Genomic DNA, 14,179 nt, shown 5'->3' with positions numbered 1-14,179 from the left:
AAAATCTCTTTCCTCTCTGTTTAAAGTTCTAAGTGTTCCCTGTATCTCGACATGATCACAGATTACATTTCCTGCATCTCCACCTTCGATTTTGCCTAAAGTCAAAACTCCCATCTCGTGTGGAGCCAAATTTCTACTGACAATACTCTGAAGTGATGTTATTATCTGAGCCGCTGCCACTAGAGCATCTATACCGTTTTGTGGATAAGCCCCATGACCTCTCTTTCCATTTACCTCGATTAAAACTGAATTACTGCTGGCGTTTAGAGTGTCGTATTTAGACTCTATTTTCCCTACCTCTAAATACGCTTGAACATGTGCTCCAAACATGAAGTCTACGTGTGGGTTTTCCATAAGACCGTCGTCGATAAAATACTTAGCTCCTCCACCCTTTTCCTCAGCAGGTTCGAAGAAGAATTTGACATTTACGTTTAATTCATCCTTCATCTCGTATAGTATTTTGCAGGCTCCTATTAACATAGCCGTATGTGCATCATGTCCGCATGCGTGCATGACTCCTTTATTTTGTGATTTATATGGGCTTTCCTTTTTTTCCTCTATTGGGAGTGCATCGATATCAGCTCTAATTCCTATTGTAGCCTTTGCATTTTGAGTGTAAATATAAGCCATAATTCCTCTATGGTGTTCAAATTCCATGTAATCTATTCCTATTTTATCTAAATATTTTTTTATTTTATCTCTCGTCTCAAACTCCTCCATAGCCAACTCAGGAGTTCTGTGTATATCCCTTCTTATATTTATTAAATAATCTAAAATTTCATTACCTCTTTTTATAACATCATCTTTCAACAAGCAAATCGCTCCCCCTCTCAAATAATTATATTCTTTAAATTATATGTTAAATAATCACCTTTATTTTATAATTATAGTAAATTTTGAACTAAAGTAATGTTCTTTTTCAAATATCCAAATACTTATATATGATATAATTTTATTAAATTAGATTATTTCGAGGTGATTACAATGAAGGTTATAGATTTAACTCATACTATAAAAGTAGATATGCCTGTATTTCCCGGGACAGATCAGCCTAAATTAGATTCTGCCAGCACTTTGGAAAAGGATGGATTTAGAGAAACCTTGCTTACTATGTACTCTCATACTGGAACTCATATGGACGCTCCATACCATGTCAGAGACAAAGGTATGACTTTAGATAAATTTCCTGCTGACAAATTCGTTGGAAAGGCTTTAATAGTCGACTGTTCTGATTTAAAAGAAGGCGATACTATAGGAATTTCTTATATAGATAAATACAAAGATGTTATCGACAAAGCCGAATACGTAATATTTAAAACTGGCTGGGAAAAATACTGGAATGAACAAAAATACTTCGGAAACTTCCCTGTTATAGACGAAGAGGTCGCCGATTATTTAATAAAAAAAGGTAAAAAGGGAATTGGTCTCGATGTGATTTCAATTGAGTCTATCTCAGAAGAAGAATTACCTATGCACCACAGGATTTTAAAAAATAATCTAGTAATAATAGAAAATCTCTGCAATTTAGATTCTGTAGGCGATAATTTATTTACATTTTGCGCACTTCCTTTAAAATACGAAAACTCTGACGGTGCTTCAGTTAGAGCCATTGCTATTTTAGACTAAAATGATAAAAGGGATACACAATTACATTGCTATCCCTTTAATTAACTCCTTCTAATGCAGGTATAAATATAGGTCTACCCTGACCGTCTATCGTACATTCAAATTGATATACAGGTTGATAAAATCCCTTGCTATCCATTTTATATTGCAATTCGATACTTCTAACTATTATAGAATTTATGTTGTACAATTCATAAGAATTAAATTTACCTGATTTCAATCTATCATATGCTTCCTTTTGGCTTATAATATTGTATTCGCCGTAATTGCGTTTATTTGAAGTATATACCTTTTTCTTATCAGTATTTCCATCGTTTAGCTCTACATCACTGCTTAAATTTACATTTGACATATCGTATATGTAATTGTAATTGCAGCTTAAATTTCCAAATTTTTGTGTATTATAATCATTTGTTATCTTAAATGCTGCCCCTATTATCAAAACAATCGGTAGTATACATAAAACTAATTTTATAGATTTCCATTTGATGTCTTCTTTAGAAACGACTAATAAAATTATCATTATTAAGCAATATCCTATGACAGAACCTAAAAAATTATTTAATATATCGTCGACCTCAAAAATTCCTCTTTTAGTTATGTACTGAGTAACCTCTATCCCAAGAGTAAATAAAAATGATACACCAAAGCTAAAATAAAATTTCTTAAATCTATCATTAAAAAGCGGAAGTAAAAATCCCATTGGAACAAACATCAATATATTCAATATTATGTTTCTCCAATAAGCTTTTGAATAATTATTCCATGCCTCTATATACGAACTAAATAAATGTAAATTCGCGTGTTCATACACACCAGGTCTCACAAATATAGTCGCGCCGATAACTACTATTACATAACAAAACAGCATGCAAAATACTACTACTCTTTTTATATCAAATTCAATATGATTTTTTAGTATTTTTCTAAAAAATATCAAATATACTACTCCAATAAAAACTAGGCCCATTACGCCTAATATCAAATAATCCTTTGCCAAATTAAAAACTTGAAAAAGTCTCACAAGTATCCCCTCCATTGTCTAATTCTTTTCTTATTATAAACCCTTTTATATACATTTACATTAAAAATTCCTTAATTTAAATTAATTTATTTTTTAAATTTAGACATGAAAAAAGGATGCGCCGCCACATCCTTTTCTCGGGGAGTTATTACTAAAAAAATCATCAAAAAAATTATTTTAAGTTAGCTATTTAAGTTTAAATAACTTTCTAGAAATTAACTAGCTTTATCATTTACTATGGTTATATAATAATCCTCTTTCCTTAAATTAACCTTAACTATAATTAAGTTTTCTAATTTTTATTATTAATCTATAACATATCCGTTGTCTCTAAGCGCAACTTTTGCCTCTTCTATACTTTGTTTTTTAACTAAAATATAATCTGTATCGTATGTAGAAACAGTAAATATTCCTATTTTGTTGTCAGCTAATATCTTTGATATCTTAGATATAATTCCTATCAAAGAAAAATCCAGAGTTCCCTCTATTCTAAATCCAGCCCAACCATCGTCGACCTTCAAAGCATCCTTTGGAATAGATTCACTTTGGCAAACTAAAGAAAGCTCATTATCTGTTTTTCCTATAAATAAAAACTCATCATCAAAATTGATATCTGAAATTTTCTCAACTTGACATATTGCAAATTCCTTATCGATAACTTTTAACTTCATATATTTCCTCCGAAAAAATTACTTACTCCCCGAAATTGTCCCAATAAATATATTCTGTATTTATCAAGATAATTTCATACCTTATTTAATATTATAACCATTTTTGTAATTTAATGTTGTTTTTCTCATAATTTCTTTAGTTAAAAACACGCTTATTATCAAAGCTGCCGAAATATCGGCTATAGGCTGGCTTATCCAAACACCCTTCATGCCTATAGATTTCGATATTATACTTATAATCGGAATAAATAATATAACCTGTCTTAGCAAAGTCAAAAATATAGAATACTTAACCCTTCCTATAGACTGGAAATATATCGGTCCAAGTATGCAAATTCCAACTAATGGCATAGTAGATAAGTATATTTTGATTCCACTTAAACAAATTTCCTGCAATCTCGGATCTTTCGTAAATATATTTACAAAAGCATCTGGATAAATTCTAATCAATAAAAGTCCTAATGTCAGAAATACGACTGCTGCAAATATTCCCTGCATCAATACATTTTTAGCTCTGGCAAACTCCTTCGCACCGTAGTTGTAGGCTATCAACGTCTGCATTCCTTGACTCAACCCAAATATAGGCATATAAAACATCAACGATATCGAGGTAATAGCCGTCATCGCTCCTATAGCTAGATCTCCACCGTATATATGTAAAAATTTATTCGTAACTAGATGTATAAATCCAGTTACAATTTCCATACAAAACGGTGTCGCCGCCACAGTCAAAATAACAACTATAACGTTTCTATCTAATCTTATATTTTCAAATCTTAGTTTTATGTTTGATTTTCCTCTAGTAAAATAATAAGTCGTCCAAATAAAATTTATAAACTGACATATAACCGTCCCTATCGCCGCACCCTTTATTCCAAAACCGAAATAAAATATAAATAGTGGGTCGAAAATCAAATTAAGTAGTGAACAAATTATCATAATTGTAGCAGCCAGCTTAGGTCTTCCATCTGCTCTTATAGCTGCATTCAAACTAAATCCAGCTAAATTTATAACAGAGCCCATAAGCATTGTCGCCATGTATTCCTTTGCATAAATAATAGTATTATCGCTAGCTCCAAATAAATATAAAATTTGATCTATAAACACAAGGCATAATACCATAGATACAATTCCACCTAAGATTTCAAGTGCAAAAGTACTTCCTAAAATTTTTTCAGCCTCTTTTATATCGTCTCTCCCTAATTCTATAGATATATTGGTACTGCCTCCAACTGATACAGCTATTCCAAATGCTCCTATTAAAGTAAACACAGGCATCGTAACTCCAAGACCAGATATAGCATATGCGCCTACTCCCTCCATCGAACCTATAAATGCTCTGTCGACTGTATTGTACAAGCAAGTCACGAGCATCGCCAGTATCGCTGGTATAGAGTATTTAAATAGTAATTTACTTATATTGTCTTTCGCTAAATTGTCCATCATAACGCTCCTACCTAACCATGTCATAAGTTATACAAACTGGTTTTTTAGTTCTAGGATCTTCTACTATTTCACTGTCTATATTGAAAAGCTCTCTTAAGTTTTCCTTTGTCATGACCTCTTCTGGACTTCCTTCACAGCAAATTTTACCCTTTTTTATGCCTATCATATGGTGTGCAAACCTGGCCGCATTGTTTAGTTCGTGTATTACCATTACTATTGTGGTGTTGTATTTTTTGTTTAATTCATCTAGCACCTCCAATACCTCTAATTGGTGAGCTAAATCTAGATAAGTTGTCGGCTCATCTAAAAGCAGTATATCCGTCTTTTGAGCCAATGCCATAGCTATCCAAGCTCTCTGTCTCTGACCTCCAGATAAATCCTCTATTTTTCTATTTTTAAATTCATATATTCCTGTAGCCTTTAACGCCCAGTCCACTATCTCTTTATCTTCTTTTTTATCTGATCTAAAACCGCTTTTATGTGGAAATCTCCCGTATGCAATCAGTTCCTCTACTGTCAAGCCACTTGGTGCCTGTGGACTCTGAGGTAAAACTGCCATATTTTTTGCAATTTCTGTCGAACTTTGTTTCTTTATATTTTTAGAATTTATATATATCTCTCCACTTTTTGCAGTTAAAATTCTAGCTATGGTCTTTAGAATCGTCGATTTACCGCAGCCATTTGCACCTATAATCGTTGTAATTTTCCCTTTTGGTATTTCTAAGTTTAAGTTTTCTACTATATCTACATTTCCATAAGAAATATTTATATTTTTTGTCTCTATTGAATTTGTCATAAATTTCCTCCTCAATAATTAATTTGTCTTTATCATCAGGTAAATAAAATAAGGCACTCCTATCACAGAAACTACAAGCCCAACCGGTATCTCTAGTGGTGCAAATACATTTCTAGCAATTGTATCTGACACCAGCAAAATAAACGCACCGACTAATGCTGAAACTGGTATCAGTCTTTTGTGAGCAGGACCTACCAATTTCCTAGCTATATGTGGAGCGATAAGTCCTAAAAACGCTATACTTCCAGCAACAGAAGTCGCAACACCTGCTAAAATAACTGCTACTACGATTAATTTTCGCCTCTCCTTTTCCACATTTACACCTAGACCTATAGCCATCTCATCACCTAGATTTAAAACATCTAAATACCTAGATTTATAAAAAGCAAATACTCCAAATACAGCTACAAAAGGAGCGCTTATTAAGACGTATTTCCAAGTCGCTCCCCATATACTTCCATTAGTCCATGCCACTACTCTGTTGAACTCCTGAGTCGTGAATTTCAACTGAAAAACCGTAAGCAATGCAAGAAATGCTGTATTTATCCCAATTCCGATTAATAGCAATCTCGATGAATTTATTCCTTTATTCCAAGCCAGTACATATATTAAAAACGCTCCAAATAACGCTCCTGTAAGCGCCACTATAGGCATAGTGTATATAGTAAAATCACTTATTCCATCGTATACATTTCCATTTAAAAAATACATGTACATAACTACAAACAATGCAGCTCCAGAATTTATACCCAATATTCCCGAATCCGCTAAGTCATTTTTCGTAACGCCCTGCAAAATAGCTCCAGATATTGCAAGTGCTGTTCCTACTAAAACTGCCATTACTATTCTAGGTAACCTCAATTTGAAAATAACCAACTCTTGATTCCTTGTACCAAGACCGATTAATGTCTTGACTACATCCATAGGTGTTGTACTTGAAGAACCTAGATGCAAACTGATTACAAAGGTCGAAAATATAAAAGCTATTAAAACGAGCAATATAATCGTAAATTTTTTGTCTTTTTTCATATTAATTCATATCCTTTCTGATAAGATATATAAAAACAGGTACTCCTAAAAGTGCCGTCAGAGATCCTATTGGCGTCTCATAAGGTGGATTTATAAGCCTAGAAAACACATCGCTGTAAACTAAAAGCACTGCTCCCATCACAAATGAACACGGAATTATATATTTATAATCCACACCAACTATTTTTTTGACTATCTGAGGTATTATAAGCCCGACGAAAATTATATTTCCAGCCACAGAAACGGATGCTCCTGTCAGCAAAATAACTATTATCAACGCTATCAGCCTCGTGCGGTTTGTATTTTCACCTAGACCGATAGCTACCTCCTCACCTAAACTAAGAATTGTGATTTTTTTAGATAAAATCATAGCAAGACTTATGCCTATAACACCAACTATTAAAAGCAGCTTCACTCCCTGCCATTTAACGCCTATAAAACCTCCACATATCCAAAAACTCAGCTGTTGTGACAAGTTAAAATACATAGCCACCCCAGTGGCCAATGATATAAGCAATGTTCCAAGCGCCGTCCCAGCCAAAGTAAGCTTCACAGGATCTACCTTTCCAATCGACCTTGAACTTATGAAATAAACAAACAATCCGCTTATACCGCCTCCTAAAAATGCAAATACCATAAGCGAAAATCCGCCTATAATTATATTTGGATTTACCTGCTGTAAAACTAAAGCCACAGCTACCATAAATGTAGCCCCTTGAGTTATACCTATAACTGAAGGCTCTGCTATTGGATTTCTAGTTATCCCCTGCATAATTGCACCTGATACAGCCAGAAATCCTCCGACCAATGCGCCGGCAAGTGCCCTAGGTATTCTGACATCTCTTATAATTTTAGATTCTATATCGACGTTATTTGTAAATAAACTATCTATCATAGTCAAAAAGCTTATATCCTTTGCACCTATAGATACCGATATGAATATTCCCAAGGCAAGTAAAATAAGCCCCGAAGCTATCAAAACATACGAATTTCTTTTATTCAAATAATTCACTCCTTTTTTGAATTTTCTAATTTATCCTCTAAATTAAACTAGGTGAATAAATAAATTTATCCACCTAATTCAAAATCAACATCGATTTTCATGTTATTATATTAAAGCTTTTTTTATTTCTTCTAATAATAATTGTCTTCCCATTGGATTGTAAGCCTGTGAGAAGAATGGACTTGCATTTAAGAATACGAAGTTTCCTTCTTTTACAGCTCTTATCTCATTAAATACACTGTCTTTTTCTAAATCTTGCTTATCAGATTCCATGCCGATTACTATTATGTTATCTGCATCTATTTCTGTAAGTCCTTCTATACTTACAGTTGGAAGAGTTATACTGTCTTGTTCTGGCATGTTTGCTGGTTGTTTAAGTCCCATATCTTCTCTTAAAATAGTTCCCATTCCACCTTCTGTAAATATCATAAATTGTCCTGAAGATGCTAAAGCAACTACATATGATTTATCACCATTAGCTTTTTTTATTTCATCTCCAATTTTTTTAGCTTCTGCATAGTAAGAATCTAACCATTTTTTAGCGTCGTCTTCTTTACCGAATAATTTAGCAACTTGATCTAAATTCTTTTCCCAATCATTTGAATAATCCTCAAGCATTACAACTGGCGCGATTTCTTTTAATTCATCGTATATTTTTTCTTGTCTCGGCGCCATTATTATTAAATCTGGTTCAGCTTCTATTATTGCCTCTATGTCCATAGTGTCGCTCATTGAATGTCCAACTACTTTTACGTCTTTAAAAGTCTCAGCCATATAAGATGGTACGTTTTCTGTATCATAAGAATCCACGTTAGCAGTTGCTACTGGAGTATATCCCAATATAGCTAATTCCTCACTACTTCCAGAAATATCTACTATACGGCTTGGATTTTCCGGTATTTCTACCTCACCCTTTGAAGTTTCTACAACTCTTGTCTTAGTTTCTTTAGATGATTCATCGTTACTTGAACACCCTGTAAATAATGTCATCGATAATATCGCAATTAGCATCATCGATAATATTTTTATTTTTTTCATATTTATTCCTCCACTCTATTCTGCTATGATTATATTTATCTATAGATAATGATTATCAATTCTTGTAGATAAATTATATCAAATTTCAAAATCTACGCAATACAAATAGAGCATTTCCATAACTTACCTGGTTTTTAAACAAAAAATTTAAAAACCCAATCGAGAAATAGCCACTATTAAGTGGTACAAAATTTTCTCGATTGGGCTTTTTATTAATCTTTTACAATTTTTATAACTCTTTTGCAAGAGGAAGAAGACTTTTTTTCATTACTATTAAAAAAATTAAAAACAGAATAATTCCTTTAAAATTACTGCTTATTGTTACACTCCACCAAATTCCATTTAGTCCAAGCAAGCTCGCACTGCTTAGAAAAATCGCCATAGGAATTCTAGCTAAGTTCAAACTCGTACTCACAAAAGAAGGCGCATAAGTTCTGCCTAACCCCTTAAAAATACCTGTAACAGTTATCTCTATACACATAAGTAGCTGTGAATAACCTAATATTCTAAGATAATCTGTTCCTTTTAAAATAGCATCGGATTCATTTATAAATACACCAAATATATATTTTCCTAAAAATACCAAAATCATTGAAGTTACTGTCCCCCAAATCAAGGCTCCAACTAATGCTATTTTACTTCCTTTTATAATTCTATCGTATTTTTTAGCTCCGTAGTTTTGGCCAGTAAATGTCGATAAAGCAGCTGCAAATCCCTCGGCACTCATCCACGAAATCGACTCTATCTGAGAGCCCACCTTTTGAACTGCAATTGCCACCGGTCCAAACGATGCCACTATAACACCCATAGCCATTGATATAAGTGTAAATAAAGCATTTTGAATAGCCACAGGAAAACCTAATTTAAGTAAAGTTTTTAAATATTCCCACTTAATATTTCTAAAATACTTCACTTTGAAATAATCCTCATTGTTTTTTATTATTATACTTATAAATACACAACTTACCACAATTTGAGATGTAACAGTTGCAATTCCCGCCCCGTTTACTCCGAGAACTGGAACAGGTCCAAGTCCAAAAATCATAATAGGATCTAGTACTATATTTACAATAAGTCCTATAGTATTTATCTTAAAAGGCGTCTTGCTATTTCCAAGACCTATAAATATCGATGTAAAAACAGGATTTATAAAATAAAAAATCATTCCACACGCTATTATAATTAAATATTGTCTAGACATCGATATAACTTGATTATCGCCTAAATTAAAAAGTCCTATAAGCTGCTTGTTAAAAGCTATCAAAATCAAGCTATATGTTATAGATAAAAATATATTTAACTCTATAGATGATTTTATATATGCTTTGACCTCATCTACATCCTTTTGCCCCATGCTCTGTGCAACCTTTACCTCTCCCCCAATTTTTGAGAATATAATAAACGCCATAGCAAGCCATGGATAAAATCCTGCAGTACCTACAGCAGCAACTGAATTACTGCCATTTCTTCCGACCCACATCATATCGGTCAAATTATATGCGATTTGAATAAACGATGTCGCCATTATGGGGATGGCTATTCTGACTAATTTGTCTACAATTCCCCCCTCTGTCAAATCTATCTTATTGCTCATTTTTCCTCCAATTTCTACCTAAAATCCTAATGCTTTTAAATCTAATCCTCTATATGATACGACAATTAACAAAGCTCCTATAACAAATCCTACTACTATCATAATTTTAACGTATTGATTTACTTTTACCTTTTGTTTCAATTTATATACAATCATAAAAGCGAAACTAACCATACATATAAGAATCACCATAACTCCTACAGTAAGTCCAAATCCAGCCATCATAAGGTTGTCCATCTTGTTTCCTCCTATTTTCATATTTTCATAGCTAATAATATTGTATCATATCTTTTAAATACATAGAATGTAGTTATATAAATCAACAATATTTAGGTAGAAATAGGTAATTTTATAAAATATAATTATATTAAATAAGAAAATCTTTATTATAAAATTCTAAATTTAGATTTTCTTAAAACAGAATGTAAATTATAGAAATTTTATTAAAAGGAGATTTTGATATGATTAAATACAAAGAACATTTTGGAATAAGTATAATTTCTACTGAAACAAATCCTTCAACTGATGTAAATTTTCTGACAGAGGCTATTGTAAATGACGTCGAAAAATTTCATAAATCTATAGAGGGATACAAAAAAACACCGCTAGTTAAGTTGGATAACCTAGCAAAAAAACTAGGTGTAAAAAATGTATTTGTAAAAGATGAATCCTACAGATATGGACTTAATGCCTTCAAAGGTCTTGGAGGATTATACGCTATATTTAGAATAGTGTGTGATAAATTAAATTTGGACCCTTCTTCTACAACATTTGAAGATCTTCAATCAGAAGAAATAAAATCAAAATTAAAGGATATGGTATTTGTCACAGCTACCGATGGAAATCACGGCAAGGGTGTGGCTTGGGCAGCCAACAAACTAGGCTGCAAATCTGTCGTTTTCATGCCTAAAGGAAGTGTATTAGCCAGAGCTAAGGCTATCGAAAGTATGGGAAATTCTACTGTCACAATAACTGATTTAAATTACGACGATGCAGTTAGAAAAGCATCTTCTCTAGCGGATGAAAAAGGATGGTATCTTGTTCAAGATACTGCCTGGGATGGATACGAAGACGTACCTAATTTTATAAGCCAAGGCTATACCATAATGGCTAAAGAGGCATTAGATGAATTAAACGAGCTTGGAATAGAAAAGCCTACTCATTTATTCCTACAAGCTGGTGTCGGCTCAATGGCAGGAAGTGTCCTTGGATATATGGTCAACAGATTTGACAAAAAACCACCGATAACTACTATAGTTGAACCAGCTACAGTGGCATGCATTTATAAATCTGCACTTGCAGACGACTCAAAACCTCATGCTGTAACAGGCGACCTACAAACAATAATGGCTGGTCTTAATTGCGGTGAACCAAATACTGCCACATGGCCTATTTTGAGAGATTACGCTAGCTTCTATGCGGCTTGTCCTGACTATGTAACTGCTAGAGGTATGAGAGTACTTGCTAGTCCTATAAAAGACGATAAAAAAGTTATCTCTGGTGAATCAGGTGCAGTCGGCATGGGTCTTTTATCTATGTTGATGGAAAAGGACGAGTTTGTCGATATAAGAAAAGATATGAATTTAGATGAAAACTCAACAGTTTTAATATTTAGCACTGAGGGTAATACTGATCCTAAGGGATACGATGAGATAGTTTACGATGGACGAAATTACAGTCCTTTTGTTTAAAATTATAGTGAGGAGGATAAACTTATGAAAAAAGCTGTATACTTTTTCTGTACAGATTACGAAAGAGATGAAGTAGCACCGAGAGTTTTAGATTATATAAAAGAAAACTACGATTTAAAGTCTGCCGATTATAAATTTGCAGATAGAGATGTATATGAATACACAGATGACATTGGAAGTTTATTTTCATTTGTAGAAACTGACAAGGTTTTGAGCTATGACTATGATTTATACATACCTCTTTTAAATAAATACTTTGGAGATTACGATGTGGCAGGAGTTGTAAACTGGCACGGTGGAAAAAACGCACCAGATAAAATACTTACAGTACATTCAACTGGTGATGTTGTGGGCAAGGTATTTGCTCCATCAAACCCAATTTACCTTAGAAATTTAATGCTTGCAATAGAAGAAAATCGCCTAAAAGAAGGATTAGATGACTTCACTACAATGACTGAAGCGACACACTGGACTGGTACTATTCAAGGTCAAGACATAAACCTAATAGATAAATACCAAGTTCCTATATTCGATATAGAAATAGGAAGCACACTAGAAAGCTTGAAAAATCCAGTCGCAGTCAGCATCCTTGCAAACTCTCTTTTTAGAGTTTTTGACAATGAAAAGGACCCTTCTCTAAATGACATCAAGGTCTTACTTTGCACAGGTGGAATGCATTTTGAAGATAGCTTTTCAAAAGTGATATTAAACACAGAAAAACCAATCTCAATTGGACATGTACTATCTGCTCAATGGATGGTTCAAGGTGAATACGACAAGGACGAAAATTATCAATACCTAAAAAAATGCGTCGACTCTATATCTATGAAGGTAGATGGAATTGTTTTCCACGATAATATAAAATCAGCTTATAAGAATCAAGTTAAGAAACTCGGCGAAGAGCTTGGGGTTCCTGTTTTTAAATACAAAAAATTAAAAAACCCTAAAGATTTGCCACTATAAAATTATCTAAAATAAAACATAAATAAGGGAGCTATATAAATAAATTCATTTTATATGCTCCCATTTATTTTTTTAATTTTAAAACTTTAATCTACTGCATTCTCACTCTTTTTCTTTTTAATATGCTTTCCAACTATCTCACTTACATCAGTTATAGTCACAAAAGCAGAATAATCATCTGCCTCTACTATCCTCTTAAGTTCTGGAACCTCTATTCTAGTTACAACAGCATACAAAACAACTTTCTTACCACTTATAAGACCTTCTCCTTCTAGCATTGTAACTGTTCTACCTAGATGTTTATATATACTATTTGCAATCTCTTCACCGTGATTAGTTATAATCATAGCTGCCTTTGCCTGTTCGAGACCATCAGATACCATATCAATAATTTTAAATGTTATAAAATAAGTAAGTATAGAATACAATGCCCTATCCCATCCAAATAGCAAGCTCGCTGTAGCATATATAAAGAAGTTAAAGAACATCACTACTTGACCTACAGAAAATGATGTTTTCTTGCTGATTAATATAGCTACTACCTCTGTACCATCTAAGCATGCACCGTATCTAATGACAAAACCAACACCAATTCCTAATAAAACTCCTCCAAAAACTGTTGCCAGTAGTATATCATTTGTCAATTCATTTACTGGTTTAAATTGTTCTAATAAAATAGAAAATACCACCATTGCATAGGCAGCTTTTATTAAAAAGCCTTTACCTAAGTGTTTATATCCTAAAATTAAAAATGGTATATTTAATACCAAAGTAAGTATACTTAATTGGATTTTAGTAACATAGCTCAACATAATAGAAATACCGATTATTCCACCATCAATTATGTTATTAGGAACTAAAAATATTTCTAGAGCTACAGCAGCAAAGGCTGCACCAATAGTAATGAGTAAAAAAGAGATGAATTTATCCAGTAGGCTTTTGTTGTTACTCTTACTTGTCATACTTATCCTCCTTTTCTTATTTATATTTTTAAAATAATTTCATATAATTTTCTAAAATCCTCTTTATTTTTTATATTTTTTACAAAATTTTAACATTTTCGACCTTCTCACATTTACAAAACATGGAATTAATATATAATGATTATGTATGTTATTTTAATCAATCGATATATTATACAACTAGAAAGGATTATATTTATGGAGTTAACTCATTTATTTTTCTTATGTCCATTTATGTTTTTAGCTGGCTTTGTCGATGCTGTGGCAGGTGGAGGCGGATTAATTTCAATACCTGCGTATATGGCTACAGGAATGCCCATGCATTTCGTATATGGA

14 protein-coding genes are annotated in these 14,179 nt (G+C 32.8%); 3 read left to right on the top strand and 11 right to left on the bottom strand.

The window, feature by feature from the left end:
- Positions 1–813: M20 metallopeptidase family protein (locus MR593_RS12605; protein ID WP_290693568.1), on the bottom strand; the 813-nt coding region annotated here is incomplete at its 3' end.
- A 171-nt stretch (positions 814–984) separates the two neighbouring features.
- Here MR593_RS12605 and MR593_RS12600 point away from each other — a divergent pair.
- Positions 985–1,626: a cyclase family protein gene (locus MR593_RS12600; RefSeq protein WP_290693566.1), complete on the top strand. Its 642-nt coding sequence runs from the start codon at positions 985–987 to the stop codon at positions 1,624–1,626.
- Positions 1,627–1,663: 37 nt separating this feature from the next.
- On the opposite strand, the gene MR593_RS12595 is transcribed toward MR593_RS12600, so the two are convergent.
- The 9 genes from MR593_RS12595 to MR593_RS12555 all read right to left on the bottom strand — a co-directional run bounded on the left by MR593_RS12595 (position 1,664) and on the right by MR593_RS12555 (position 10,464).
- Positions 1,664–2,650: a VanZ family protein gene (locus MR593_RS12595; protein WP_290693564.1), complete on the bottom strand. Its 987-nt coding sequence runs from the start codon at positions 2,648–2,650 to the stop codon at positions 1,664–1,666.
- Between the two features lie 305 nt (positions 2,651–2,955).
- A complete protein-coding gene (locus MR593_RS12590; RefSeq protein ID WP_290693562.1) occupies positions 2,956–3,321 on the bottom strand; it encodes an ACT domain-containing protein in 366 nt (121 codons plus the stop codon).
- 81 nt (positions 3,322–3,402) lie between these two features.
- On the bottom strand, positions 3,403–4,764 hold the full coding sequence (locus MR593_RS12585) for an MATE family efflux transporter (RefSeq protein ID WP_290693559.1): 1,362 nt from the start codon (positions 4,762–4,764) through the stop codon (positions 3,403–3,405).
- A gap of 10 nt (positions 4,765–4,774) precedes the next feature.
- Positions 4,775–5,563 carry an ABC transporter ATP-binding protein gene (locus tag MR593_RS12580; protein ID WP_290693557.1) on the bottom strand — a complete coding sequence of 263 codons (789 nt, stop codon included), beginning with the start codon at positions 5,561–5,563 and terminating at the stop codon, positions 4,775–4,777.
- A gap of 18 nt (positions 5,564–5,581) precedes the next feature.
- Positions 5,582–6,592 (bottom strand): FecCD family ABC transporter permease, encoded by a 1,011-nt coding sequence (locus MR593_RS12575; protein ID WP_290693555.1) that lies wholly within the window; start codon positions 6,590–6,592, stop codon positions 5,582–5,584.
- A 1-nt stretch (position 6,593) separates the two neighbouring features.
- Positions 6,594–7,595, bottom strand: coding sequence for an iron ABC transporter permease (locus tag MR593_RS12570; protein ID WP_331474858.1), 1,002 nt, complete (start codon positions 7,593–7,595; stop codon positions 6,594–6,596).
- Between the two features lie 105 nt (positions 7,596–7,700).
- The gene (locus MR593_RS12565) at positions 7,701–8,633 is read right to left on the bottom strand and encodes an iron-hydroxamate ABC transporter substrate-binding protein (protein ID WP_290693551.1); all 933 of its coding nucleotides are present in this window, start codon (positions 8,631–8,633) and stop codon (positions 7,701–7,703) included.
- A gap of 229 nt (positions 8,634–8,862) precedes the next feature.
- Positions 8,863–10,227 (bottom strand): MATE family efflux transporter, encoded by a 1,365-nt coding sequence (locus MR593_RS12560; protein ID WP_290693549.1) that lies wholly within the window; start codon positions 10,225–10,227, stop codon positions 8,863–8,865.
- Positions 10,228–10,245: 18 nt separating this feature from the next.
- The gene (locus tag MR593_RS12555) at positions 10,246–10,464 is read right to left on the bottom strand and encodes a hypothetical protein (protein ID WP_290693546.1); all 219 of its coding nucleotides are present in this window, start codon (positions 10,462–10,464) and stop codon (positions 10,246–10,248) included.
- A gap of 224 nt (positions 10,465–10,688) precedes the next feature.
- On the opposite strand from MR593_RS12555, the gene dpaL reads away from it, so the two are divergent.
- Positions 10,689–11,918: a diaminopropionate ammonia-lyase gene (gene dpaL, locus MR593_RS12550; protein ID WP_290693544.1), complete on the top strand. Its 1,230-nt coding sequence runs from the start codon at positions 10,689–10,691 to the stop codon at positions 11,916–11,918.
- A 24-nt stretch (positions 11,919–11,942) separates the two neighbouring features.
- The gene (locus tag MR593_RS12545; protein WP_290693542.1) at positions 11,943–12,881 is read left to right on the top strand and encodes a D-aminoacyl-tRNA deacylase; all 939 of its coding nucleotides are present in this window, start codon (positions 11,943–11,945) and stop codon (positions 12,879–12,881) included.
- Between the two features lie 86 nt (positions 12,882–12,967).
- Here the strand turns inward: MR593_RS12545 and MR593_RS12540 are convergent, their stop codons facing one another.
- Positions 12,968–13,843 (bottom strand): YitT family protein, encoded by an 876-nt coding sequence (locus MR593_RS12540; RefSeq protein WP_290693540.1) that lies wholly within the window; start codon positions 13,841–13,843, stop codon positions 12,968–12,970.
- Positions 13,844–14,179: the final 336 nt, after the last annotated feature.

The organism is Intestinibacter sp. (assembly GCF_022780145.1).
Taxonomy (GTDB): Bacteria; Bacillota; Clostridia; order Peptostreptococcales; family Peptostreptococcaceae; genus Intestinibacter.
The sequence above is the reverse complement of the archived record's forward strand: the minus strand, read 5'-3'. Positions and strand labels throughout refer to the sequence as shown.

Coding starts and splice junctions, on each gene's coding strand:
- MR593_RS12600 (WP_290693566.1), top strand. CDS start 985: ATGAAGGTTATAGATTTAACTCATACTATAAAAGTAGATATGCCTGTA.
- MR593_RS12590 (WP_290693562.1), bottom strand. CDS start 3,321: ATGAAGTTAAAAGTTATCGATAAGGAATTTGCAATATGTCAAGTTGAG.
- MR593_RS12585 (WP_290693559.1), bottom strand. CDS start 4,764: ATGGACAATTTAGCGAAAGACAATATAAGTAAATTACTATTTAAATAC.
- MR593_RS12580 (WP_290693557.1), bottom strand. CDS start 5,563: ATGACAAATTCAATAGAGACAAAAAATATAAATATTTCTTATGGAAAT.
- MR593_RS12575 (WP_290693555.1), bottom strand. CDS start 6,592: ATGAAAAAAGACAAAAAATTTACGATTATATTGCTCGTTTTAATAGCT.
- MR593_RS12565 (WP_290693551.1), bottom strand. CDS start 8,633: ATGAAAAAAATAAAAATATTATCGATGATGCTAATTGCGATATTATCG.
- MR593_RS12560 (WP_290693549.1), bottom strand. CDS start 10,227: ATGAGCAATAAGATAGATTTGACAGAGGGGGGAATTGTAGACAAATTA.
- MR593_RS12555 (WP_290693546.1), bottom strand. CDS start 10,464: ATGGACAACCTTATGATGGCTGGATTTGGACTTACTGTAGGAGTTATG.
- dpaL (WP_290693544.1), top strand. CDS start 10,689: ATGATTAAATACAAAGAACATTTTGGAATAAGTATAATTTCTACTGAA.
- MR593_RS12545 (WP_290693542.1), top strand. CDS start 11,943: ATGAAAAAAGCTGTATACTTTTTCTGTACAGATTACGAAAGAGATGAA.
- MR593_RS12540 (WP_290693540.1), bottom strand. CDS start 13,843: ATGACAAGTAAGAGTAACAACAAAAGCCTACTGGATAAATTCATCTCT.